The following is a 22,537-nucleotide window of genomic DNA, read 5'->3' as shown; positions in this document are numbered from 1 at the left end:
CAATGACTCAGCACACTGACAACACCTTGCGCTTGATCTTCCCGCAATGGCAGGGCGGCAACAACGGCCTCTACCACCTCGGTGCCCGGCTTCTGAACTGGCTGGCTCCCGTTCACGACGGGCCGACCGAAGAGGTGGACGTGGGGTTGCCGGATGGCCGTGAGCTGCGGAATGAGCAAGGTATCCTCGCGCGAACCACGCTGCTGGAACAGCTGCGGGACGCGCGCCGGAAGATCGACAAACACAGCCCGGACCGCGTCGTGGTGATCGGCGGCGATTGTCTGGTGGACCTCGCCCCCTTTGCCTACCTGAACGAGCGCTACGAGGATGACCTGGCGGTACTCTGGGTAGATGCGCACCCGGACATCATGACGCCGGAGCAGTTCGAGAACGGGCATGCGATGGTACTCGGCAACCTGCTGGGGCACGGCGACGATGAATTTCGCGATCACGTTCGCAAGCCCGTCAGGCCTGCAAACGTCTGCTATCTCGGCGTCAATGACGCCTCGCCGTGGGAACAGCAGGAAATGGCGCGTCACGGGCTGAACAACGTTGCCCCCGAAACCGTCGCCGAGCGGGGTGCCGAGCCGGTCCTGGAATGGTTCCGCTCGACCGGCGCGAAACATCTGGCGATTCACTTCGATCTGGATGCCCTGGATCCGACCTTGTTCCGCGCCCTGCTCTTTGCCAAACCGGACGCCACGGCTGAGACCTTTGAGGGCATTGCCCAGGGCAAGCTTGGCATGGCTGAAACCGTCAAGGTGCTATGCGATGTGGCGAAGGAAGCGGATGTCGTCGGACTTGGAATCGCCGAACACCTGCCATGGGACGCGCAGGCGCTCAAGACGATGCTGGACGCACTGCCCTTGATTGGACAGCGCGAAAGCTAGTGCCGTGCAAGAAGCGTTGGCGGGAACACTCCGGCCTTCGCCCATTCCCTGTCCGGCCGAAAGAAAATATCGGCCGGACAGGGAGTTGGAAGGGAAACCTCAGACGATAAAGCGGTCGACGTTGTCGTGCAGGTGGCTGCCGATTTCGTCGATCTTGCCGCTGTAGTGGTCGTTGTCGCTGGCGGCGCGGGCGGCCTCCTGACCTTGCTCGGAAATGCGCGTGATGGACGCGTTGAGTTCCTCGGTGACGGACGTCTGCTCTTCCGACGCCGTGGCGATCTGGGTGGTCATGTTGCTGATCGAGGTGATCGCCTCGGCAATACGGTTCAGGGCGTCCATGGCGTCCTGGGCTTTTTCCATGGACACATTGGAGATGGCGCGGGAATCCTGCATCACCTTGACGGCATCGTCGGCGCCCTTTTGCAGCCGTTCGATCATGCTGTTGATCTCTTCGGTGCTGTCGTGGGTGCGACGGGCCAGGCTGCGGACTTCATCGGCCACCACCGCGAAGCCACGACCGGCTTCGCCCGCCCGGGCCGCCTCGATGGCGGCATTCAGGGCCAGCAGGTTGGTCTGTTCCGCCACATCCTGGATGACCTCCAGGATGGTGTTGATCTGGGTGACGTCCTGGCCCAGGCGCTCGATGACTTCAGACGCGGAACCGATCTCGGACGCCAGGCGCTCGACGGCATCGCGGGACGCGGTCACTGTCTGGCGGGTTTCCTGGGCATCGGTGTCGGCGGTGTTGGCGGCATCCGCCGTCTGCTGGGCCGACTGGGCGATCTCGTTGGCGGCGGCGGACATCTCGTTGATGGCCGTGGCCACCATGTCGATTTCGCCCTGCTGATTCTCGACGCTGCCACGGCTGGCGCTGGCGGTCTGCTTCAGGGAGCCGACGGCGTCGCGCAGTTCGATAGCGCCACGCTGCACGTCCCGCACGACCGCCTGTACGTTGCTGACAAACGCGTTGAAGTTCTCGGCGGTCTGGCCGAACTCGTCGCGACTACTGATTTCCAGGCGCTTGGTCAGGTCCGCTTCGCCGCTGGCGATATCCTGCATGGCACCCTGCAGGTTGCGTACCGGCGCCATCAGGCTGCGCAGCATGAAGTGCAGCACCACCAGGGTCAGCAGAATGCCCACAACGGCAATGATCGAACCGGTGACCCGCGCATCGTGAACCGGTGCCATGATCAGGTTTTCGTTGGCGACAGTACCCAGGTACCAGTCGACCGCGCGCGCATCGTCGATGTGGTTGAAGCTTACCCGCCAGTCTTCTCCGTCGATGGTGTAGCTCCGGGACTCACCATCCAGCTCCGGCGCTTTGCCCAGCAGGCTCTTGATGTTCTTGCCCACCAGCTCAGCGTCCGGGTGGTAGAGAATGGTGCCCTGACGGTTGATCAGCGTGGTGTAGCCGGTGTCCGCCAGAGTCACGGACGACAGCAGTTGGTCGATCGTCTTCAGGGTGATGTCGGCCCCGACCACGCCTTCGAAGGTGCCGGATTTCACCGGCGCCGCGGCGGACAGGATGATGCCGCCGTCGGTGACGTTGACGAACGGCTCGGTGAAGGTGCCGCTGCCCTTCTGGCGGGCCAGCTTGTACCAGGGGCGCGTGCGTGGGTCGAAGTCAGCCGGCAGTGTGGCGTCCCGGGCTTCGGTGGGCATCATCATGAAGCCGTCGGCGCGGCCGATGTAGACATCGTTGAAGCCGCCACCGCGCGTGGCCGCCTGCAGCAGCACGCGGGCCTGGGCCCTGGAGTCCACTTTCGCCAGGGCCGCGGCGGTGGACTCGGTCATATCCATCTTGGCATTGAGCCATTCGGCAATGCTGGCGGTGCTCTGGTTGACGGAATCCTCAACCATGGCTTCTACGTAGGTTTCGGTTGTGGTGACCAGACGACGGTCGCCGGTCAACGCGTACAGGCTGACAACGATAATCAGAAGAATGGCCACGGCGGTCAGCAACTTCTGGCCGAATGACATACTGCTCATGGGGAGCGTTCCTCAAGCATCAGGGGTTGGCATCAAGGGGGTTGGATGCTGGCGTGAAACCGCCGGCGGTGACCGCGGCAACTCCGGCGACAAGCCGGGAACGACGAGCATCCCTGTGATGGATGCGCGAATGTTACCGCAAGGTCATCTTGGGATCTGTTATGCTAAACCCTTATTGAACAGCCTTTTTTGTAACGCTCTGCAACAGCCTCCAACCTGCCCGGGAGACGCCTGAATGGCCCACGAAGAACTGCACCTCAATCTTCGCAATCTGACTCCAGACGACTATCCGCAGCTCAAGGGGCTGATGGATCTGATCTACGACGACATCGGCGGGGCCTGGCCGGAGGACACGATCCAGGGGCTGGTGGAACAGTTCCCGGACGGCCAGATCTGCATCGAGGACAGTGGCGAGTTGATCGCCGTGGCCCTGACCGTGTGCGTCAACTACGAGCGCTTCAGTAACCCGCATACCTACGACGACCTGATCCTCAAGAACGAACGCATCCGCCATAACGCCAAGGGCGATGCGCTCTACGGTCTCGACGTGTTTATCCACCCGGACTATCGCGGCTACCGGCTCGGTCGCCGGCTCTACGAAGCGCGCAAGGAACTGTGCCGGTCGCGCAACTTCCGCGCGATCCTCGCTGGCGGGCGCATCCCCAATTACCACAAGTTCTCCGACCAGTTCACGCCGGCCGAATACATCGAGCGCGTGGACCGCAAGGAGATCTACGATCCGATCCTCACCTTCCAGCTGTCAAACGATTTCCAGGTCACCCGGTTGATGCACAAGTATCTGCCGGAGGACGAAAAATCAATGGGTTACGCAACGCTCCTCGAGTGGAACAACATCCTGTTCACGCCGCCGCAGCCGGTGCTGCAGACGCGCAAGACCCAGGTGCGGATGGGTGCCGTGCAATGGCAGATGCGGGAGTTCACCTCCGTGGAGGAAGTGCTCAAGCAGGTGGAGTACTTTGTCGACGCGCTGTCCGACTACAAGAGTGACTTCGCCCTGTTCCCGGAATTCTTCAACGCGCCGCTGATGGGCCTGACAGACCAGTTGGACCAGACCCGCGCGATTCGTTTCCTGGCCGGATTCACCGAACAGTTCCGTGACCAGATGTCGGAGATGGCGGTCAGCTACAACATCAACATCATCACCGGCTCCATGCCGCTGCTCGATAACGACCGTCTCTATAACGTGTCCTACCTGTGTCACCGGGACGGGCGCGTCGACGAGCAGCGCAAGATCCACATCACGCCCCACGAGCGTCGCGACTGGGTCATCGAAGGCGGCAACCAGTTCCAGGTGTTCGATACCGACGCTGGGCGCGTGGCCATCATGATCTGCTACGACATCGAGTTCCCGGAGCTGGGGCGGATCGCCGCCAGTCAGGACGTGGACATCATCTGCGTGCCCTTCTGGACCGACACCAAGAACGGCTACCTGCGCGTCCGCCACTGTGGCCAGGCCCGTGCGATCGAGAACGAGTGCTACGTGGTGATCACCGGCAGCGTCGGCAACCTGCCCAAGGTCGAGAACCTGGACGTCCAGTACGCCCAGTCGTCCGTGTTCTCGCCGTCGGACTTTGCCTTCCCGCACGATGCGGTGATGGCGGAGACCACGCCCAACACCGAGATGATCATGTTCTCGGACATGGACCTGGAGAAGCTCAAACTGGTCCGCAACGAAGGCTCCGTCACCAACCTGAAAGACCGCCGTACCGACATGTACAGCGTGGGTATGAACGACGATTAGCAGCACCGTTGCCACGCTAGGGCGAAGGATCATTCGCCTGGCGTGGCACAAAACGTCACAAATGGTTACTCTGGGTCTACTTTTGGCCTGGATCGACACCCGTTAGACTTGAACGGTGATTCAAAACGCTTATTGTTCCGAAGGGACTGGATTGCGGTATTGGGCAAGCCTGACTAGAGTTTGAGCAATATTGACAGATCAACGCCTTTCGGACTGAAGACGTGCTGACCGCCCGGCGAACGACTTCGCCACCTGACTTTAGCGGAAGCACCCTGTCCCGAACCAAGAACCAAGCGAGCCGTGACGACGGTCTTAATCCAATGGATCTTACAGATAGACAGCCCCTGCCCGACCTGACAGCGCGCTTCCGCTACAAGAAGAGCCTGTTCAGAAAAGAAATGGTCGAGACCCGCCTGTTCGGGCTGGACCAGTACGGATGCATTCTCAAGACGGACAAGGTTTTCGAGCCTGGAGACACCATCCAGTTCGATCTGGTGATGAAGATGCCGTTCGAAAACATCCGCGCCGAAGGCCTCGAAGGGCTCGTTGTAGAAGTGCGAAAACACTGTAGCAACTTCTTCTACTCGCTTGATTTTCTTAATACAGCCGAAAAAACCGACGCGGACGTGCGGGGGAAGCTCGAGCGTATCCAGGAAGTACTGGCGCGCAAGCAGACCCTGAAGTCCCGCCGGGAGCAGCCGGGCACGACAGGCGCCACCCAGACCGCCTGAGTCGCCTGCGCCCGTCGAGCCAGGCTCGGCCGGTTGTTGAATGGTCACAGGGACGGGGCCGGAATCCCCTTCCCCAGATGTTGTTACCGCGGGTGATTCGTTGACCGTCGGTAATGACGCTATCGATTGTGCAGGCACCGACCCACGCGTCGGCGGCCGTCCAGAACCGTGTAATGCCGCAGTCTGAAAACCATAGCAAACGGGGAACCAAGCCATGGCAAAGAAAGAAAAGGCCGGTGTGGACAAGCTGGTCAAGAAGGTCAACAAGGAATTCGACAAGACCTCCAACCAGATCGAGAAACTGATCAACGACGCTTTCAAGCAGTTCGACGCCCTGCAGAATCAGGTCCAGGAACCCATCAAGAAACTACTCGATGAAATCGAGAAACTGCGTGAGCGCGAGATGAAGCGCTTCAACGACGAACTCGACCGTCGCCTGCAGGACTTCCACGATCTGCAGCACCACCTGCTTGAGCGGGTCGGGCTGGCCAGCAAGGAAGTCGAGAAGAGTGCCACCAAGGCCATCGAGTCCGCATCCGAGAAGGTCGAGCAAGCGACTCCGGCCAAGGCCAAGACCGCCAAGAAGGCCAGTAACGGCTCCGGGAAGACCGCGAAGAGCGCGAGCAAGAAGGCGCCCGCCAAGTCTTCAGCCAAGCCTTCCTCCAAGGCCCCCGCCAAATCCTCAGCCAAAGCGCCGGCTGCGAAGAAGCCAGCGGCAGCCAAGACCAACGCGGTGAGTCAAACCGACCTCACCAAGGTCAAGGGCATCGGGCCGGCCACGGCAAAGAAGATGCAGGCGATGGGGATCACCACGATCCGTCAGATCGCGGAGCCCTCCGCCGACGAGAAGGAGAAGATGAAGCAGTTCTCCAGCATGCGCGGCTACGACAGCTGGTCGGCCGAGGCCAAGAAACTGCTCGCCTGATCCCCTTCCCTGGTGGCGGCCCGCCCGGGCCGCCCCTGTTCGATCCGGTTATTCCAGCGTCCATGAACGTGCGGTGTTATGCCCGGCATGCCAGGCGGCTGCCGTCCGGCGCTGCAACGCGTATCATACGTCGCCTCCCGAGCTGTTAAGGAACACGGATGCAAACGCCCGAACAACCCGTCCTGCGCGATATCGTCCTGGTCGGCGGCGGCCACAGCCATGTTGGCGTGCTCAAACGCTTCGCGATGAAACCGGTGCCGGGCGTGCGCCTCACGCTGATTGCGCGCGACACCCACACGCCCTATTCCGGCATGCTGCCCGGCTATGTGGCGGGCCACTACAGCTACGATGAGGTCCACATCGACCTGCGGCGTCTGGCCGAGTTTGCCGGGGCGCGCTTTTTCCACGACGAAGCCGTCGGCATCGATCGGGATTCACAGCGGGTCCTGTGCCGCAACCGCCCACCGGTGGCCTACGACCTACTGTCAATCAACATCGGTTCCGCGCCCCGTCTGGCGGATGTGGAGGGCGCCGACCAGCACGCGCTGCCGGTCAAGCCGATCCGGGATTTCAACGCTCGCTGGCTGGCTCTGCTTGAACGCGTCCGGCAGCACCGCGGGCCGATGAGTATCGCCGTCGTCGGAGCGGGCGCCGGCGGCGTCGAGCTGATGCTGGCGCTGCAGTACCGGCTGCGCAACGAGTTACGGGCCCAGGGCAAGGACCCGCGGCAGCTCCAGTTCCATCTGTTCGACGCCGAATCCACCCTGCTGCCGACCCACAACCGTCGAGTGCGCCAGCGCATGGCTGACGTGCTGGACGATCGCCAGATCCAGTGCCACTTCGGCGACCCGGTTGTGCGCGTCTCCGCCAGTCAGTTGCACACCGCCGGCGGTTCGTCCCAGGCGGTGGACGAAACCCTCTGGGTCACCCAGGCCGGCGGTCCCGCATGGCTGGCTAGCACCGGGCTGGCTTTGAACAATGACGGCTTCATTCGGACCCGCGACACGCTCCAGACCGAATCCGACGATCGCATCTTCGCCGCCGGCGACATCGCCGACATGACCCACTACCCCCGGGAAAAAGCCGGCGTCTTCGCGGTGCGCCAGGGCATGCCGTTGGCGCGCAACCTGGCCCGCGCCGCCCTCGGCGAGCCGTTGCGACCCTTCCGGCCGCAGGCACGCTGGCTGGCGTTGATCAGCACCGGCGATCAGTACGCGATCGCCTCCCGCGGCAACGTCAGCCTGGCGGGGCGCTGGGTCTGGCGTTGGAAGGATCGTATCGACCGCACGTTCATGGCCCGATTCAACGACCTGCCGGCGATGGCGGAAGAATCCGGTGCGGCGGACACCCGGGCGGCGGCCAGCGAGGAAGACGCGGCCCAGGCCATCTCGGCGGTGGCCATGCGCTGCGGCGGCTGCGGCGCCAAGGTGGGCAGCACCGTCCTGTCCCGCGCGCTGGACAGGATTCGGCCGGTGGATCGCGACGATGTCCTGGTCGGCCTACACTCGCCGGACGACGCCGCCATCGTCGCGGTACCGCCCGGCAAGGCCAGCGTCCAGACCATCGATTTCTTCCGGGCGTTCGTCGACGACCCCTATGTGTTTGGCCGCATCGCCGCCAACCACAGCCTCGGCGATATTTTCGCCATGGGCGCCGATGCGCAGACCGCCACGGCCGTCGCCACCGTGCCCAGCGGCGTGGAGTCCAAGGTGGAAGAGCTGGTTTACCAGATGATGAGCGGTGCGGTGGATGTGCTGAACGCGGCGGGCTGCGCCCTGGTCGGCGGCCACACCGGCGAAGGGCGTGAGCTGGCGCTGGGTTTTGCCGTGAACGGCCTGGTGGATCCGGCACAGGCGCTGCGCAAGGACGGGCTGCGCCCGGGCGACGCGCTGATCCTCACCAAACCGCTCGGTACCGGAACGCTGTTTGCGGCTTACCCGCGCCTGAAGACCCGGGGCCGGTGGATCGATAACGCCCTTGAGCAGATGCAGCTGTCCAACCAGCGCGGCGCGCGATGCCTCATCGAACACGGCGCCCACGCCTGCACCGACGTGACCGGTTTCGGCCTGCTGGGCCACCTGGTGGAGATGACCCGGCCGTCGGGCGTGGACGTCACACTGGACCTGTCCGCCCTGCCGCTACTGGACGGTGCGGAAGAGACGCTCGCCGAGGGCATCCTCAGCTCCCTGCAACCGGCCAACGTGCGACTGCGGCGCGCGCTCCGGAACCAGCAGGCAATGGCCGCACACCCGCGCTACCCGATCCTGTTCGACCCCCAGACAGCCGGCGGGCTGCTGGCTGGCGTACCGGCTGACCAGGCGGAGGCCTGCGTCGAAGCCCTGCGCGAACGGGGCTACCCGCAGGCCGCGATCATCGGCACGGTGACCGAATCCGGCGACGACCTGGCGCCGGTGGGGCTCGTGGCCAGCGCTTGAGGCGCGGAGTCGCCTGCCCGCCCGGCTTCATTTAGCAACCTATAGGCGGTATTCTTGCGCCAATCTCTGGCCGGGGAACCGCCCGACGATTCCAGCGCCGTGGAACGGCTCAATGAAAACAACGGAGACTTGCTGATGCTGAAACAGATTCGACGCGCCCTGCTGCTGTCGGCGGCCCTGGTGGCGCCGGTGATGGCCGACACGTTTGTCTTTACGGCGATTCCGGACAACGACGAAACCAAGCTGCGCGAACGCTTCCAGAGCGTGGCGGACTACCTGTCGGAGCAGCTGGACGTGGACGTGCGCTACGTGCCGGTCAAGAGCTACGCCGCGGCGGTATCCGCGTTCCGCAACAACCAGGTGCAGCTGGCGTGGTTCGGCGGTCTGTCCGGCGTCCAGGCACGCGCGCTGGTGCCCGGCTCCGAAGCCATCGCCCAGGGTCAGGAAGACACCCAGTTCGTCACCTACTTCATTGCCCACGAGAGCACCGGCCTGGAGAAGTCCGATGACTTCCCGTCCGCCATCGAGGACAAGACCTTCACCTTCGGTTCCAAGGGCTCCACGTCCGGCCGCCTGATGCCGGAATACTACATTCGTGAGGCCTTCGGCGAAGCGCCGGAAGATGTGTTCAGCCGCGTCGGCTTCAGCGGCAATCATTCACGCACCATTCGCCTGGTCGAGTCCGGGACCTACCAGGTGGGCGCGGTGAACTACTCCGTGTGGGAAAGCGAGCTGGAAGCGGGCAAGATCGATACCGACGCCGTCCACGTGATCTGGGAAACCCCGCACTACCAGGATTACCAGTGGACCATCCGCGGCGACGTCAACGAGCGCTTCGGTGATGGCTTCCAGGCGCGGGTTCAGGAAGCGCTGGTCAACATGGACGATCCGGAGCTGCTCAACAAGTTCCCGCGCTCGGCGTTCATCCCGGCCAGCAACGCGGATTACGACTCCATCCGCGCCACCGCCGAGAAGATCGGCATCATCGACTAATGGATGCCGTGCACCTGCGCAACCTGAGCGCCGCCTATGGCGGACGCCAGGTTCTCGGCCCCATCTCGCTGGACCTCCGGCCGGGCGAACACGTCGCCCTGGTCGGTGGCAGCGGGGTGGGCAAGTCGACCCTGCTCAATCTGCTGTACGAGCAGGTCCGCGACCGCGCCGCGCTGGTGCCGCAGGAACAGGGGCTGGTGCAGTCCCTGTCCGTTTTCCATAACGTCTACATGGGGCGGCTGAACCGCCACTCGCGCTGGTACAACCTGATGAACCTGGTCTGGCCGCGCTCGGCCGAAGTGGCGCAGATCGAGCCGCTGCTGGACAAGCTGGGTATGGCCGACAAGCTCAAATCACCGGTCGAAGCCCTCTCCGGTGGCCAGAAGCAGCGCACCGCGGTGGCCCGGGCGCTGTACCAGCAGTCGGACATCCTGTTGGCCGACGAGCCGGTATCCGCCCTCGATGGCCCGCTGGCGCACGTGGTCATGGGCTGCATGACCGAGCATTACCCCACCAGCGTCATCGCCCTGCACGACATCGACCTGGCGCTGCGCTACTGTAATCGCATCGTCGGCCTGCAAGGCGGCCAGATCGTGCTGGACGACGCCAGCGACCGGCTCAGCGCCGGCGACATCCTCCCGCTTTACTGATCGTTCAACGGATATGTTGCGGGCGCCTTCCGTCAGAATCACCCTCGCGTTCCTCGCCGTCGCGATCCTGTGCCTGTTTGCTGCCGACCTGGCAATCACCACGGTCAATCCATGGGAAGATCTGGCGCACTTGTTCTTCGGCATCGTCACGCCGGATTTCTTCTCCCTTGAGGCCATTGGCACCGCCTTGCTGCGCACCCTGGCCTTTGCCTTTACCGGCGTAGCCCTGGGCAGTGTGGCGGGTTTCGCGCTGGCGCTGGCCTTCCGCTTTCGCACCGTGCGCGTCTTCTGCGCCTTCATCCGCGCGATTCACGAACTTTTCTGGGCACTGATTTTTCTGCAGTTCTTCGGGTTCCACCCGCTCACCGGCGTGCTGGCCATCGCCATTCCCTACGCCGGCATCTTCGCCAAGGTCTACTCAGAGATCCTGGACGAGACGGACCCAACCCCGCACAAGGTTCTGCCACGCGGCGTGAACGCCCTGTCCGCCTTTGTCTATGCACGGATTCCCGACGCCCTGCCGCACCTGATCAGCTACACCTCCTACCGGCTGGAGTGCGGCCTGCGTTCCAGTGCGGTGCTGGGCTTCGTCGGGCTGCCCACGCTGGGCTACTACCTGGAATCCTCGTTCTCCCAGGGGTACTACTCCGAAGTTGGCGCCCTGCTCCTGCTGTTCTACGTGCTGATTGCCTCGCTGCGGCTCTGGGCGCGGCCGCGACTGATTCCGCTCTACGTGATCGCCGCCCCGTTCTTCCTGGGCGACGGACTGCCCATCGTCTGGGGCAACGTGGTGCGCTTCTTCACCCAGGACATCGTGCCGTCCCCGTTGCGTGACGGTGACGGAATGGCCGCATTCGGCCAGTGGCTATCGGATCTGGCCATCGACCAGGCGCTGCCCGGGATCTGGCACACGCTGATACTGACCCAGGTGGCGCTGGCGCTGACCGGGATTGTCACGCTGCTCGCCTTCCCGCTGATCTCGAATCACTTCGGCGGGCCCATCCGGCGCGGCTTCGGCCACGTGTTGCTGGTGATCGCCCGTTCCACGCCGGAATACATGCTGGCGTACATCCTGCTGCAGCTGTGGGGACCGTCCATGCTACCGGCGATCGTGGCGCTGGCGATCCACAACGGCGGCATCATCGGCCACCTGATCGGCCGGCGCAGCAATGAACTGACCCTGCGCCCGGACGCGCCCCAAGGCCTCGAGCGTTACGGCTACGAATTGCTGCCGCGGCTGTACAGCCCGTTTCTGGCGTTCCTGTTCTATCGCTGGGAAATCATCATGCGCGAGACCGCCATTCTCGGCATCCTGGGGATCTACACCCTCGGATTCTATGTGGACAGCGCCATCCAGAACATCCAGTTCGACAAGGCCCTGCTCCTGATTCTGGTGACGGCGGCCCTCAACATCGGCATCGACGGCATTTCCCGCCGGGTGCGGCGTTATCTCAAGCTGAGGGTGTCACTCACCTGCGAAGGCCATTGAGGGAGCCGAATCGCGACGGTGTCAGTGGCGGGTCCGGAAGACGGGATTCATTGGCAGGGGCAGAGCTTGCTGGCCGGACTGGAGCGCGAGCGTCCAGGCCATGTCCGGGTCCTGGCTGCACAGGGGCGCTTCGAACTCAGCGACGTAGGCACCGCCATTGGCTTGCAGCGGCACCGGGTATTCCCCCATGTACATGCTGTGACCGGACAACACCGCGACCAGCGCTCCCTCGGGCAAGGCGTCAGCCGGAGCCTTCACGCGCAGCGCCAGCTGTTCGGGGGCATCCGGATTGCGGCGTTCGAGGCTGACCTGCCAGCCGTCACCGGAGCCGGACCACTGGCACGGCCCGCCCGACAGGTCGCAGACATCGGCCGCCGTGTCTTGTGCCGATGCGGCGGGCTCGGATTGCAGCGTCCGCAGATACTGCGGCCCGAACACCATCAGGCTCACCGCCCCAACAATAATGATAATAACCAGTAAAGCCCGCAGCACGGCAATGAGACTCCCCATCTCGACAGATTCACGGCGACGCGATGATCGGCATCGACCCATTGGGCGGGCATTTTCGCCGAAAAAACGGGGCCTGGCTACGGCGGTCAAAGCTTCCGCTGCGGCAGCGCGGATCAGCGCATGCGTTCGGAGACGGCGCGGAACCGAGACAACACGCTTTCGATGCGGGACAGGGACTCCGTGACCGAGGGGCGCTGGTCGCCGGCAAACTCGATGCCGTAGATCGTGCCTTCGTCGTCCACCCGGGCGTTGCGCACCACACCCAACGCCTGCTTCACGGTGATGTCGCCCACTTCCGTATCCAGCCGCAGGCTGAACTGGATGATGTCTCCTTCCTCGAATTCCTGTTCCGCAATGATGGCCATCCCCATGCGACTGAAATCACGCACGGCGACGTCCAGCCAACGGTTGGTAAACAGGTGTCGACGCACCCGGATGCGCGCACCCATCCGGATAAAAGGAAGCCGTTCTCGCCGTCGTCGTTCGGTCATGCCGTCCTGCCTGGTTGTGCCGTTCCGTTTCCCGGACATCGTCATTTTTAGCGGACCTTATCAAGCCAATCCTTGCACGAACGTGGAATTTTTCCGAAAAAGCGTATTTTTCACAATTCTTTGCACAAAAACGCCAAACGTTCGACGCCAAAGCTCCTCAAAAATCGCCAATAACTGGAACCGGCGTCCTGAACTACGCTCTCCGGGTACGTGGTTTCCCGTAGATCCATGATTTGTATCATCCCGGCACGCCTTGTCGCTGTACTCTGTTGGGATCAGGAACCGTGCGCGATGGCTTACGAATCGTTTAGAATGGCCGACTGCCCGCCAAGGGCCGGTCACCCTTTCCATTCCAGTCAGGCAACGAGCGTTGACGGTTGCCCCAGCCGAGACAGGAGCGCGCGTGCATCCGGATATTTCCGTCAGGAACGTCTACAAGACCTACGCCTCGGGCCATCAGGCCCTGAAGGACATCAACCTGGACATCAACCGGGGTGAGATCTTTGCCCTGCTGGGCCCCAATGGCGCGGGCAAAACCACGCTGATCAGCATCATCTGCGGCCTGGTCAACCACACCAGCGGCACCGTGCTGGCCGACGGCCACGACATCGTGCGCGACTACCGCGCGGCCCGTTCCAAAATCGGCCTGGTGCCCCAGGAACTCAACACAGACGCCTTCGAGACCGTGTGGGACACCGTCTGCTTCAGCCGCGGCCTGTTCGGCAAGGCGCCCAACGACGCGCACATCGAGAAGGTGCTCAAGGACCTGTCCCTGTGGGACAAGCGCGACTCCCGCATCATGGCGCTGTCCGGCGGCATGAAACGCCGGGTGATGATCGCCAAGGCCCTGTCCCACGAGCCGCAGATACTGTTCCTGGACGAGCCCACCGCCGGGGTCGACGTGGAACTGCGCCGGGAAATGTGGGAAATGGTGCGCGGCCTGCGTGAGAACGGCGTGACCATCATCCTGACCACGCACTACATCGAAGAAGCCGAGGAAATGGCCGATCGCATCGGCGTCATCAGCCAGGGCCAGCTGATCCTGGTGGAAGAAAAGAACGCCCTGATGCGCCAGCTCGGCAAGAAGGAGCTGCGGCTGCATCTGCAGGCACCGCTGGAGGCCGTGCCCGAGGGGCTGTCGGATCTGGACCTGGAACTGTCCGACGACGGCAGCGAGCTGGTCTACACCTTCGATACCGCCGAAGAACGCACCGGCATCGCCACCCTGCTCCGCCGGCTCGCCGAACAGGGCATGGACTTCAAGGACCTGCGCACCCGGGAAAGCTCCCTGGAAGATATTTTCGTCAACCTGGTGAAGGCGAACTCATGAACACCCACGGCATACGCGCAATCTACAAATTCGAAATGGCCCGCATGTGGCGCACCCTCATGCAGAGCGTGCTGTCGCCGGTCATCTCCACCTCGCTCTACTTTGTGGTGTTCGGCTCCGCCATCGGCTCCCGCATGGGCGACATCGACGGCGTCAGTTACGGCGCCTTCATCATCCCCGGCCTGATCATGCTGTCGCTGCTGATGCAGAGCATCTCCAACGCTTCCTTCGGCATCTACATGCCCAAATTCTCCGGCACCATCTACGAGGTGCTGTCAGCACCGGTGTCGTACGTGGAGGTGGTAGTCGGCTACGTGGGCGCGGCGGCCACCAAGTCCGTGATACTGGGGCTGATCATCCTCGCCACCGCCCGCCTGTTCGTGGATTACAACATCGACCACCCGGTCTGGATGTTCCTGTTCCTGGTTTTGACGGCCATCACCTTCAGCCTGCTCGGGTTCATCATCGGCATCTGGGCGGACAGCTTCGAGAAGCTGCAGATCGTCCCGCTGATGATCGTCACGCCGCTGGTGTTCCTGGGCGGCACCTTCTACTCCATCAGCATGCTGCCGTCGATCTGGCAGACCATCACCCTGTTCAACCCGGTGGTGTACCTGATCAGCGGATTCCGCTGGGCGTTCTATGGCATATCCGACGTGAACGTGGTGGTCAGCGCGGGCATGACCTTCCTGTTCCTGATCATCTGCATCGGCATCATCGCCTACATCTTCAAGACCGGCTACCGCCTGAGAAGCTGACGATGAAGCGACTGTTTGTCTGGACGGGTTTTCTGGTGGCCACCCAAATCGCCCTCGTCGGCTGCCGCGCCACCGCCGAAACCGAGCAGGCGTTGGAAACCGCACGCCTGTGCCTCGAATCCCGCAAGGGCGTGGTGCCCATTACGGTGGAATTGGCGGTTACCCCGTCCCAACGCGAACGCGGCCTGATGGGCCGCGAGTCCCTCCCCGCCGACCACGGCATGCTGTTCGTCTACAAACAGCCGCGCGCCGCCGACGCCACCTTCTGGATGTACCGCACCTTCATCCCGCTGGACATCGCCTACATCGACCAGACCGGCGAAATCAAAGCCATCCGCAAAATGCTCCCCTGCACCGCCGACAACCCCAGCCGCTGCCCAACCTACCCGGCCGGCGCGGAACACGTCTGGGCGCTGGAAATGAACCAGGGATTCTTCCGGGAGAAGCAGGTTTTGGTTGGGGATCGAGTGATCCAGATCGCCAGTGATGAGATTTGCCCGGTTCAGTTGCCTGAGGCTGCATGATCGACGCGTCACGGATACACTGCGACCATTTTGCGACCACGTCCCAACAACGGGCTTGCCTTAGTTGTGCGTAAAGACTTGATTTAAAAGTGGTGCCCGGGGCCGGACTCGAACCGGCACGACCTAGCGGTCAAGAGATTTTAAGTCTCCAGTGTCTACCAATTTCACCACCCGGGCAGAGGGAGTGCTGGAAGGAGGCGGGGATTGTATAAGTAGCTGTCTGGGATCGCAATCTTACCGTCAAAATTGAGCATTTTCTGCACGCTTCCCCCTCGGTTTTCGCCTCTTCTTCTGCCTTATTCCCTACCCTAGCGCGTCACTGCCACGCCGTCATAGACATAGCCCGCAATGCGCGGCGCCTTCTTGAGGTATTGGGTGTTCATACGCTCGATCCGGAAGCCGGCCTGCTCGATCAGGCGGTTAATGGGCCGGTTCAGGTGGCAGCCGCCGGCGACGGGCATCCAGATTGGGTTGATGCGGTCCTGCCAGCGGCGTACGCCGGGGTCCGGGGCGCGGCCGTGTTCGCAGAACAGGAGCTGGCCGTCAGGTTTGAGGACGCGGGCCATCTGGTGCAGCGCACGGTGCCAGTCGGGAATGGTGCACAGGGTGAAGGTCAGCAGCACGGTGTCGACGCTGTTGTCCGCCAACGGAATCCGTTCGCCCGGCAGATCCAGCCATTGCACGTCGACCGGCGCCCGCGCGACGTTCTCTGCGGCAATCCGTCGCATCCCTTCGGACGGCTCCAGGCCCCATACTCGGTCCACCCTGTCGGGATGGTAGTACGGGAGATTTACCCCCGATCCCATGCCCACTTCGAGCACCGTGCCGCGGCACTGGGGCACCACCTGCTGACGCAGTTTCATGATGGGCCCGATGCTGCAGGCACAGTTGATCAGATGAGGCAGGACATGAGATTCGTAGAGCGACATTGGACGCCTCCAAATTGCACACTAATATTGAGGATGTCTTTGACCTCATTGAAGTTCATGTTCTTGATTTGTATCAATGCGTAAGACAACACGACAGGTAGGCTGAACGAGCTCTTCAGAAGCCGGGGGAATGTGCCCTGCTTCGATCCTATCCAATGCCGGTTACAACAACTCCTCAGATGGCATTTTGTATTCGTTTGAGCGGCAGTTCCAGCCCGTCCTGGTTTGCCATAACTACCCATTGTGCCGGAGGTCCCCGTGGATCTTGATCCGATACTCCTGTCGAGAATCCAGTTTGCATTCGTCGTCTCGTTTCACGCCATATTCCCGGTTTTCACGATCGGTCTGGCGTCGTACATAGCGGTCCTGGAAGGACTGTTCTACCGCACCCAGAATCCCGCCTGGGAAAAGCTTTCCGCGTTCTGGACGAAAGTCTTCGCCGTGGTGTTCGGCATGGGGGTGGTCTCCGGCATCGTGATGTCGTTCCAGTTCGGTACCAACTGGAGCAACTTCTCCCAGGCGTCGGCCAACTTCATCGGGCCGCTGCTGAGTTATGAGGTGGTCACGGCCTTCTTCCTGGAGGCGGGCTTCCTTGGGGTGCTGCTGTTCGGGCGCGACAAGGTGCCGCCCGGCGTGCACCTGTTTTCGGCCCTGATGGTGGCGCTGGGGACCTTCATCTCGGCCTTCTGGATCCTGGTGGCCAACAGCTGGATGCAGACGCCGCAGGGCGTGGAGTTCCGCGATGGCATGTTCCACGTGCTGTCCTGGTCCGAGGCAATCTTTAATCCGTCTTTCCCGTACCGCTTTACTCACATGGTGATGGCGTCGTTCCTCACCGGCAGCTTCGTGGTCGCCGGCGTCAGCGCCTGGTACCTGCTGCTCAAGCGCGAGGTGGAAGCCAACCGCAAGGCGCTGTCCATGTGTCTGTGGCTGATCCTGTTCCTGGCGCCGGCTCAGGCCGTCGTGGGCGACTTCCACGGCCTCAACACGCTGGAGCACCAGCCCACCAAGGTGGCGGCCATGGAAGCCAACTGGGAAACCCAAGCCGACGTGCCCCTGCTGCTGTTCGCCTGGCCGGATAACGACACCCAGAGCAACCTGGTGGAAATCGGCATCCCCCATATGGCGAGCCTGATCCTGACCCACGACTGGAACGGCGTGGTGCCCGGCCTCAAGGAATCGCCCCCTGACGAGCAGCCGCCGGTGTGGATCGTGTTCTGGAGCTTCCGGGTCATGGTGGCCATGGGCATGCTGATGATCCTGTTCGGTCTCGGCGGTCTGGCGCTGCGGATCACCGGCAAGCTCTACAGCACCCGCTGGTACCTGCAGGGGCTGCGGTTCATGAGTGTGGCGCCCTTTCTGGCGGTGCTATCCGGCTGGTTCGTAACCGAAGTGGGCCGCGCGCCCTGGCTGGTCTACGGCATGATGACCCAGGCCGAAGCGGTCACCCCGTCGCTGACCGGCGGCATGGCCCTGTTCACGCTGATCGGCTACATCGTGGTCTACGCGATGGTGTTCACTGCGGGCGTCTATTACCTGTTCCGGGTGCTGCAGATGGGGCTGGAGGACGAGGATCAGGTCGACGAGGAACACGACCGGCCCATGCGTCCGTTGTCCGCCGCGCACGTTACCTTCGAGTCCGGTGACTATCCTGGCAAAGACGGGCCGGGCAAGGATAACCCCGGCAAAGACAGCGATTTTGACGCCACTCCCCTGAACAAAGGAGGCCACTAATCATGGCAATGTTGGACCTGCCCCTGATCTGGGCCGTGATTATCGGCTTTGGTGTGATCATGTACGTGCTCATGGACGGCTTCGACCTGGGCCTCGGCATCCTCTTCCCGTTCGCGCCGGACGAGCAGGCACGGGACGTGATGATGAACTCGGTTGCCCCGGTGTGGGACGGCAACGAGACCTGGCTGGTGCTCGGCGGTGCCGGCCTACTGGCCGCCTTCCCGCTGGTCTACTCGATCTTCCTGCCGGCGCTCTACATCGGCGTGTTCCTGCTGTTGGCGGGGCTGATCTTCCGGGGTGTGGCGTTCGAGTTCCGATTCAAGGCGCGCACGTCCCGCTACCTTTGGAACTGGGCGTTCGCCGGCGGTTCCATGGTCGCGTCGTTCGCCCAGGGCTGCGTCGTGGGCGCCTACATCCAGGGGTTTGAGACCCAGAACGGCGTCTACGTGGGCGGCGCGCTGGACTGGCTCACGCCGTTCACCGTGCTCACCGGCCTGGGGCTGATGGCCGGCTACGCGCTGCTGGGCAGCACCTGGCTGATCCTCAAGTCCGAGGGCTATATCCAGGAATGGGCCTACAAGATCACCCGCCCGCTGCTGTTGGCGGTGCTGGTGGTGTTCGCGATCGTCAGCGTGTGGACTCCGTTCGTCGACGAGCTGGTGCGTGATCGCTGGTTCTCCACCATCGAGGTGATCTGGATCTTCCCGGCGCTGGCCCTGTTCTGCGCTTTCCAGATCTTCCGCCACGTGGGCAAACGCAGCGAAGGCATGCCGTTCGTCGCCACCATGGGAATGTTCGGCTTCACCTACCTGGGCCTGCTGGCCAGCCGCTGGCCCTACGTGGTGCCGCCCGAGTACACCCTGTGGGACGCCGCCTCCGCGCCGGAATCCCAGCTCTTCCTGCTACTGGGTGTGCTGTTCGTCATTCCCATCGTGCTGATGTACACGGCATGGTCCTACTGGGTATTCCGCGGCAAGGTGAAGGCCGGTGTCGGCTACCACTGAGGCAACGGCGGACACTCAGACCACCTCCGGCGCCCGCGCCGGGGGTGATGCTTCGATACCTCGGGAACGGCAGCGTGCGGCCCGGCGCTGGTTGAACGAGCTGGCCGCCGACGCCCGACCCCAGGTACGTTTGGCAGTGATTGGCGGGATGGCCTCGGCCATCTCCATGGTCGTGCAGTTGGGCCTGACCGCCTGGCTCGCGGCCCAGGTCATCACCGACCACGTTCCCCTGGAAACCGCTTTCCCCATTGTCGGCGGCATCCTGCTGGCCATAGCCCTGCGCGGCGGCTTCCAGATTCTGCGGGACAACGCCGCGGCGGCCTCCAGCCGCATCATCCGTCAGCGCGTGCGGCAGGATCTGCTACGCCGCTGGCAGTCGCTGGGGCCGGTCAGCCTGTCCCGGACCAGCGCCGCCACCCTGGCCAGCGAGTGGCTGGAGCAAGTGGAAGCGCTGCACGGCTATTTCGCCCGGTTCCTGCCGCAGATGGTGCTTTCGGTGCTGGTGCCACTGCTGATCCTGCTGGTGGTGGTGTCGATGGATGGCATTGCCGCCAGCTTCCTGTTGCTGTCCGCACCGCTGATTCCGCTGTTCATGGCACTCGTGGGCATGGGCGCGGAACACCTGAACCGCCAGCATTTCGAGACACTGGGCCGGCTGTCTGCGCATTTCCTGGATCGCCTGCGCGGGCTCACCACGCTGCAGCTGTTCGGCCAGACCGAGAACGCCACCCACGAGGTGGCCGAGGTCAGCGACCGGTATCGCCGCGTGAACATGAAGACCCTGCGGATCGCCTTCCTGTCCTCCGCAGTGCTCGAGTTCTTTTCCTCGGTCGCCATCGCGGTGATCGCCATGTACATCGGCTTCGGCCTGCTGGGTTACATCGACTTCGGCGGCGCCGCCGAGCTGACCCTGTTCACCGGACTGTTCATTCTGCTGCTGGCGCCCGAGTTCTTTCAGCCGTTGCGCCAGCTGTCCCAGCATTATCACGATCGCGCCTCGGCCCTGGGCGCGGCGGACAGCCTGCTGCAACGCCTGAACGCGCAGGAAGGCGTCGCTCCGAAGCCCGTGCGGCCCAGCCAGAGCCAGCCGGTCGCGGCGGCGGGCATCAGGCTGGACCACGTGTCCCTGGCCTTCCCGGATCGCCCGCCGCTGTTCCGCAACCTGTCGCTGACGCTGGACGCCGGTTCGGTGATCGGGCTGGAAGGCCCTTCCGGCAGCGGCAAGTCCACCCTGCTCCACCTGATCGCCGGTTTCGTCGAACCGGACGCGGGCGATGTGCGGGTTTTTGACGAAGCGCCCGGGGCCCGGCCGTTCGGCTGGCTTGGGCAGTCGCCCTTCCTGATGACCGGGAGCTGGGCAGACAACCTGCGCATCGTGGCCCCCAAGGCCGACGACAGCGCGCTGTTGGACGCCCTGAACCGGGCCGGCCTGCGGCCCCTGGTGGACGACCACCCGCAGGGACTGAACGCCCCGGTCTCCGAAGGCGGCGCGGGTCTGTCCGGCGGTCAGCGGCGGCGTCTGGCATTGGCGCGTATTTTCCTGGCGGATTACCCGCTGGTGATCCTGGACGAACCCACCGCCGGCCTCGACGAGGAGAGTGAAGCCGAAGTGATCGATGCCCTCAAAACACTGGCGCAGGATGGCCGCACCCTGGTCATGGCCAGCCACCACCCGGCCCTGCTGGCGATGGCGGATCGGGTGATCCGCGTCGAGAAGGGAGGCGTGGCCGATGCGTGATCTCTGGCCCTGGCTCAAGCTGGTCCTGAAACGGCGCGGGCGACTGTTGGTGGGCGGTCTGCTGATCCTGCTGACGGTGCTGTCCGCCATCGGCCTGCTGGCCCTGTCGGGCTGGTTCCTGACGGCGTCGGCCATTACCGGCGGCCTGCTGGCGCTGGGTATCAAGGCAACGCTGGACATTTACGCGCCCGGCGGCGGTATTCGCGCCTTCGCGATCACCCGCACGGTCGCCCGCTACGTGGAGCGGGTGTTCAACCACGATACGGTGCTGCGGCTGCTGGCCGATCTGCGCGTGCGACTGTTCGCCACCCTGTCCCGGCAGTTGCCCCACGAACACCGGTTCAGCCGCGCCTCGGACCGGCTCAGCCGGATGGTTCAGGACATCGACGCCCTCGACAACCTCTACCTCCGGCTGCTGGCACCGGTGGGCGTGGGCGTCGTGGCGATAGCCGGCGTCGCGGCGCTGGCATTGCTGGTCAGCCAGGCCCTGGCGCTGTATCTGGCGCTGATCCTGCTCGCGCTGGGCGTGACCGTGACGGCCTTCCTGGCGCTGTCCAACCGACGGCGCAGCGCGCGACGTGTCGACGACCTGGAAGCCCTGCGCGGCCACCTGATCGACACCGTCGAAGGCCAGGCCGAGCTGCGGGCCGCCGGCCTGCTGGGCGTGCAGCACAGTCGACTGATGGCCGACGACGATCGCATGATGGGGCCGCAGTACGCGTCCGAGCGCTCAGTGGCGCGCGCCCAGGGCCTGGTGACCTGGGTGCTGCAGGGTGCCTCATTGCTCGCACTGGTGATGGGTTTGATTGCCTTCGAGGCGCAAACGGTCACCGGGCCCGTGGCGGTTCTGATGGCGCTGGCCGTGCTCGGGCTGGGAGAAGTCTTCACCGCCCTGCCGCCGGCGTACGCGGACTTTGGGGGCACGGTGGCGTCGGCCCGGCGCCTCAACAATGAAGTGAAGAATGAAACACCGGAAACGTCGCGTTCGCTGCTGTTCGAGCACCCCGGCGAGCTGGCCTGGCGCCAGGTGTCCTACGCCCACGGCGAAAGCCGGCCGCTTTTCCGCCAGTTCGATCTGGCGCTCGAACCCGGCGATCACGTGGGGCTGATCGGCACCTCTGGCAGCGGCAAGTCCACCCTGGCGGATCTGGCGGCGGGCCTGCTGACGCCGGACGACGGCGAGATCCTGGTGAACGGCCAGGTCTGCTGGCCTATGGACGGACTGGGATCCCGGCGTGGCGTGGCCTACCTGACCCAGAAAACCCACCTGTTCAACGGGACCTTACTGGATAACCTGAAGATGGCTCGCCCGGACGTTACCGCGGGCGAGATCTGGCATGTGCTGGAAGTGGTGCATCTGGCTGAAGCGGTGGACAGCTGGCCGTTGGGGCTGATGACCTGGGTGGGTGAAGCCGGGCGGCAACTCTCCGGCGGCGAGGCCCGCCGAGTGGCCCTGGCGCGCACCTTGCTGTTGGAGGCGCCAATCGTGATTCTGGATGAGCCCTTCACCGGGCTGGATCGCGGCACCGCGGAGAAAGTCTCCGCCGCCCTGGCCATTGAGCTGAGCGGCAGGACCGTGGTCGGACTCGCCCACGATGCCAACGCCCTGCCGCCCATGCACCGGACGATCCCGGTGAATCCGCCGGGCGCGTGAA

19 protein-coding genes and 1 tRNA gene are annotated in these 22,537 nt (G+C 63.6%); 15 read left to right on the top strand and 5 right to left on the bottom strand.

What is annotated here, in order from left to right:
* The first annotated feature begins 2 nt into the window (after positions 1-2).
* Positions 3-890, top strand: coding sequence for an arginase family protein (locus DKK67_RS09935; protein WP_111496195.1), 888 nt, complete (start codon positions 3-5; stop codon positions 888-890).
* A gap of 99 nt (positions 891-989) precedes the next feature.
* Here the strand turns inward: DKK67_RS09935 and DKK67_RS09930 are convergent, their stop codons facing one another.
* Positions 990-2,879: a methyl-accepting chemotaxis protein gene (locus DKK67_RS09930; protein ID WP_204355763.1), complete on the bottom strand. Its 1,890-nt coding sequence runs from the start codon at positions 2,877-2,879 to the stop codon at positions 990-992.
* A 235-nt stretch (positions 2,880-3,114) separates the two neighbouring features.
* Between DKK67_RS09930 and DKK67_RS09925 the strand changes: the two genes are divergently transcribed.
* The 7 genes from DKK67_RS09925 (at position 3,115) to DKK67_RS09895 (ending at position 11,864) form a co-directional block, all read left to right on the top strand.
* On the top strand, positions 3,115-4,641 hold the full coding sequence (locus DKK67_RS09925; protein ID WP_111496194.1) for a bifunctional GNAT family N-acetyltransferase/carbon-nitrogen hydrolase family protein: 1,527 nt from the start codon (positions 3,115-3,117) through the stop codon (positions 4,639-4,641).
* Between the two features lie 221 nt (positions 4,642-4,862).
* A complete protein-coding gene (locus tag DKK67_RS09920) occupies positions 4,863-5,372 on the top strand; it encodes a hypothetical protein (RefSeq protein WP_322873907.1) in 510 nt (169 codons plus the stop codon).
* A 214-nt stretch (positions 5,373-5,586) separates the two neighbouring features.
* Complete coding sequence (locus tag DKK67_RS09915) at positions 5,587-6,297, top strand: helix-hairpin-helix domain-containing protein (RefSeq protein WP_111496192.1); 711 nt, start codon at positions 5,587-5,589, stop codon at positions 6,295-6,297.
* 158 nt (positions 6,298-6,455) lie between these two features.
* The gene (gene selD, locus DKK67_RS09910) at positions 6,456-8,732 is read left to right on the top strand and encodes a selenide, water dikinase SelD (protein WP_111496191.1); all 2,277 of its coding nucleotides are present in this window, start codon (positions 6,456-6,458) and stop codon (positions 8,730-8,732) included.
* A gap of 135 nt (positions 8,733-8,867) precedes the next feature.
* Positions 8,868-9,725: a putative selenate ABC transporter substrate-binding protein gene (locus DKK67_RS09905; protein WP_111496840.1), complete on the top strand. Its 858-nt coding sequence runs from the start codon at positions 8,868-8,870 to the stop codon at positions 9,723-9,725.
* On the top strand, positions 9,725-10,375 hold the full coding sequence (locus tag DKK67_RS09900; protein WP_111496190.1) for a phosphonate ABC transporter ATP-binding protein: 651 nt from the start codon (positions 9,725-9,727) through the stop codon (positions 10,373-10,375). The genes DKK67_RS09905 and DKK67_RS09900 overlap by 1 nt, the downstream gene beginning before the upstream one ends.
* Before the next feature lie 13 nt (positions 10,376-10,388).
* Positions 10,389-11,864, top strand: a complete 1,476-nt coding sequence (locus DKK67_RS09895; RefSeq protein ID WP_111496189.1) for a PhnE/PtxC family ABC transporter permease — start codon at positions 10,389-10,391, stop codon at positions 11,862-11,864.
* 21 nt (positions 11,865-11,885) lie between these two features.
* On the opposite strand, the gene DKK67_RS09890 is transcribed toward DKK67_RS09895, so the two are convergent.
* Positions 11,886-12,356, bottom strand: coding sequence for a hypothetical protein (locus tag DKK67_RS09890; RefSeq protein ID WP_162628808.1), 471 nt, complete (start codon positions 12,354-12,356; stop codon positions 11,886-11,888).
* 131 nt (positions 12,357-12,487) lie between these two features.
* On the bottom strand, positions 12,488-12,865 hold the full coding sequence (locus DKK67_RS09885; protein ID WP_162628807.1) for a PilZ domain-containing protein: 378 nt from the start codon (positions 12,863-12,865) through the stop codon (positions 12,488-12,490).
* Between the two features lie 403 nt (positions 12,866-13,268).
* Here DKK67_RS09885 and DKK67_RS09880 point away from each other — a divergent pair, with 403 nt between their 5' ends.
* The 3 genes from DKK67_RS09880 to DKK67_RS09870 are packed head-to-tail and all read left to right on the top strand — an operon-like array spanning position 13,269 to position 15,477.
* Positions 13,269-14,195, top strand: a complete 927-nt coding sequence (locus tag DKK67_RS09880; protein ID WP_111496186.1) for an ABC transporter ATP-binding protein — start codon at positions 13,269-13,271, stop codon at positions 14,193-14,195.
* Positions 14,192-14,953 carry an ABC transporter permease gene (locus tag DKK67_RS09875; RefSeq protein ID WP_111496185.1) on the top strand — a complete coding sequence of 254 codons (762 nt, stop codon included), beginning with the start codon at positions 14,192-14,194 and terminating at the stop codon, positions 14,951-14,953. Before DKK67_RS09880 ends, DKK67_RS09875 begins: the two co-directional genes overlap by 4 nt.
* A gap of 2 nt (positions 14,954-14,955) precedes the next feature.
* On the top strand, positions 14,956-15,477 hold the full coding sequence (locus DKK67_RS09870; protein ID WP_111496184.1) for a DUF192 domain-containing protein: 522 nt from the start codon (positions 14,956-14,958) through the stop codon (positions 15,475-15,477).
* A gap of 90 nt (positions 15,478-15,567) precedes the next feature.
* On the opposite strand, the gene DKK67_RS09865 is transcribed toward DKK67_RS09870, so the two are convergent.
* Both DKK67_RS09865 and DKK67_RS09860 read right to left on the bottom strand, forming a co-directional pair.
* Positions 15,568-15,654 (bottom strand) — tRNA-Leu (locus tag DKK67_RS09865).
* A gap of 131 nt (positions 15,655-15,785) precedes the next feature.
* On the bottom strand, positions 15,786-16,406 hold the full coding sequence (locus DKK67_RS09860) for a class I SAM-dependent methyltransferase (protein ID WP_111496183.1): 621 nt from the start codon (positions 16,404-16,406) through the stop codon (positions 15,786-15,788).
* Positions 16,407-16,664: 258 nt separating this feature from the next.
* Here DKK67_RS09860 and DKK67_RS09855 point away from each other — a divergent pair, with 258 nt between their 5' ends.
* Genes DKK67_RS09855 through cydC form a run of 4 tightly spaced genes read left to right on the top strand, consistent with a single transcriptional unit; the run spans position 16,665 to position 22,536 of the window.
* Positions 16,665-18,140: a cytochrome ubiquinol oxidase subunit I gene (locus DKK67_RS09855; RefSeq protein ID WP_111496182.1), complete on the top strand. Its 1,476-nt coding sequence runs from the start codon at positions 16,665-16,667 to the stop codon at positions 18,138-18,140.
* Positions 18,141-18,142: 2 nt separating this feature from the next.
* A complete protein-coding gene (gene cydB, locus DKK67_RS09850) occupies positions 18,143-19,144 on the top strand; it encodes a cytochrome d ubiquinol oxidase subunit II (RefSeq protein WP_111496181.1) in 1,002 nt (333 codons plus the stop codon).
* Positions 19,128-20,882 (top strand): thiol reductant ABC exporter subunit CydD, encoded by a 1,755-nt coding sequence (gene cydD, locus DKK67_RS09845; protein ID WP_228160562.1) that lies wholly within the window; start codon positions 19,128-19,130, stop codon positions 20,880-20,882. Before cydB ends, cydD begins: the two co-directional genes overlap by 17 nt.
* Positions 20,875-22,536 (top strand): thiol reductant ABC exporter subunit CydC, encoded by a 1,662-nt coding sequence (cydC, locus tag DKK67_RS09840; RefSeq protein ID WP_111496180.1) that lies wholly within the window; start codon positions 20,875-20,877, stop codon positions 22,534-22,536. Before cydD ends, cydC begins: the two co-directional genes overlap by 8 nt.
* Position 22,537: the final 1 nt, after the last annotated feature.

Origin of the sequence: Marinobacter bohaiensis, from assembly GCF_003258515.1 — a bacterium.
GTDB lineage: Bacteria > Pseudomonadota > Gammaproteobacteria > Pseudomonadales > Oleiphilaceae > Marinobacter_A > Marinobacter_A bohaiensis.
The sequence above is the reverse complement of the archived record's forward strand: the minus strand, read 5'-3'. Positions and strand labels throughout refer to the sequence as shown.

Excerpts from the sequence above, each read along its gene's own strand:
- DKK67_RS09895 (WP_111496189.1), top strand. The coding sequence starts at position 10,389 with ATGTTGCGGGCGCCTTCCGTCAGAATCACCCTCGCGTTCCTCGCCGTC.
- DKK67_RS09925 (WP_111496194.1), top strand. The coding sequence starts at position 3,115 with ATGGCCCACGAAGAACTGCACCTCAATCTTCGCAATCTGACTCCAGAC.
- DKK67_RS09915 (WP_111496192.1), top strand. The coding sequence starts at position 5,587 with ATGGCAAAGAAAGAAAAGGCCGGTGTGGACAAGCTGGTCAAGAAGGTC.
- DKK67_RS09900 (WP_111496190.1), top strand. The coding sequence starts at position 9,725 with ATGGATGCCGTGCACCTGCGCAACCTGAGCGCCGCCTATGGCGGACGC.
- selD (WP_111496191.1), top strand. The coding sequence starts at position 6,456 with ATGCAAACGCCCGAACAACCCGTCCTGCGCGATATCGTCCTGGTCGGC.
- DKK67_RS09885 (WP_162628807.1), bottom strand. The coding sequence starts at position 12,865 with ATGACCGAACGACGACGGCGAGAACGGCTTCCTTTTATCCGGATGGGT.
- cydB (WP_111496181.1), top strand. The coding sequence starts at position 18,143 with ATGGCAATGTTGGACCTGCCCCTGATCTGGGCCGTGATTATCGGCTTT.
- DKK67_RS09870 (WP_111496184.1), top strand. The coding sequence starts at position 14,956 with ATGAAGCGACTGTTTGTCTGGACGGGTTTTCTGGTGGCCACCCAAATC.
- DKK67_RS09930 (WP_204355763.1), bottom strand. The coding sequence starts at position 2,879 with ATGAGCAGTATGTCATTCGGCCAGAAGTTGCTGACCGCCGTGGCCATT.
- DKK67_RS09875 (WP_111496185.1), top strand. The coding sequence starts at position 14,192 with ATGAACACCCACGGCATACGCGCAATCTACAAATTCGAAATGGCCCGC.
- DKK67_RS09905 (WP_111496840.1), top strand. The coding sequence starts at position 8,868 with ATGCTGAAACAGATTCGACGCGCCCTGCTGCTGTCGGCGGCCCTGGTG.
- cydC (WP_111496180.1), top strand. The coding sequence starts at position 20,875 with ATGCGTGATCTCTGGCCCTGGCTCAAGCTGGTCCTGAAACGGCGCGGG.
- DKK67_RS09860 (WP_111496183.1), bottom strand. The coding sequence starts at position 16,406 with ATGTCGCTCTACGAATCTCATGTCCTGCCTCATCTGATCAACTGTGCC.
- DKK67_RS09935 (WP_111496195.1), top strand. The coding sequence starts at position 3 with ATGACTCAGCACACTGACAACACCTTGCGCTTGATCTTCCCGCAATGG.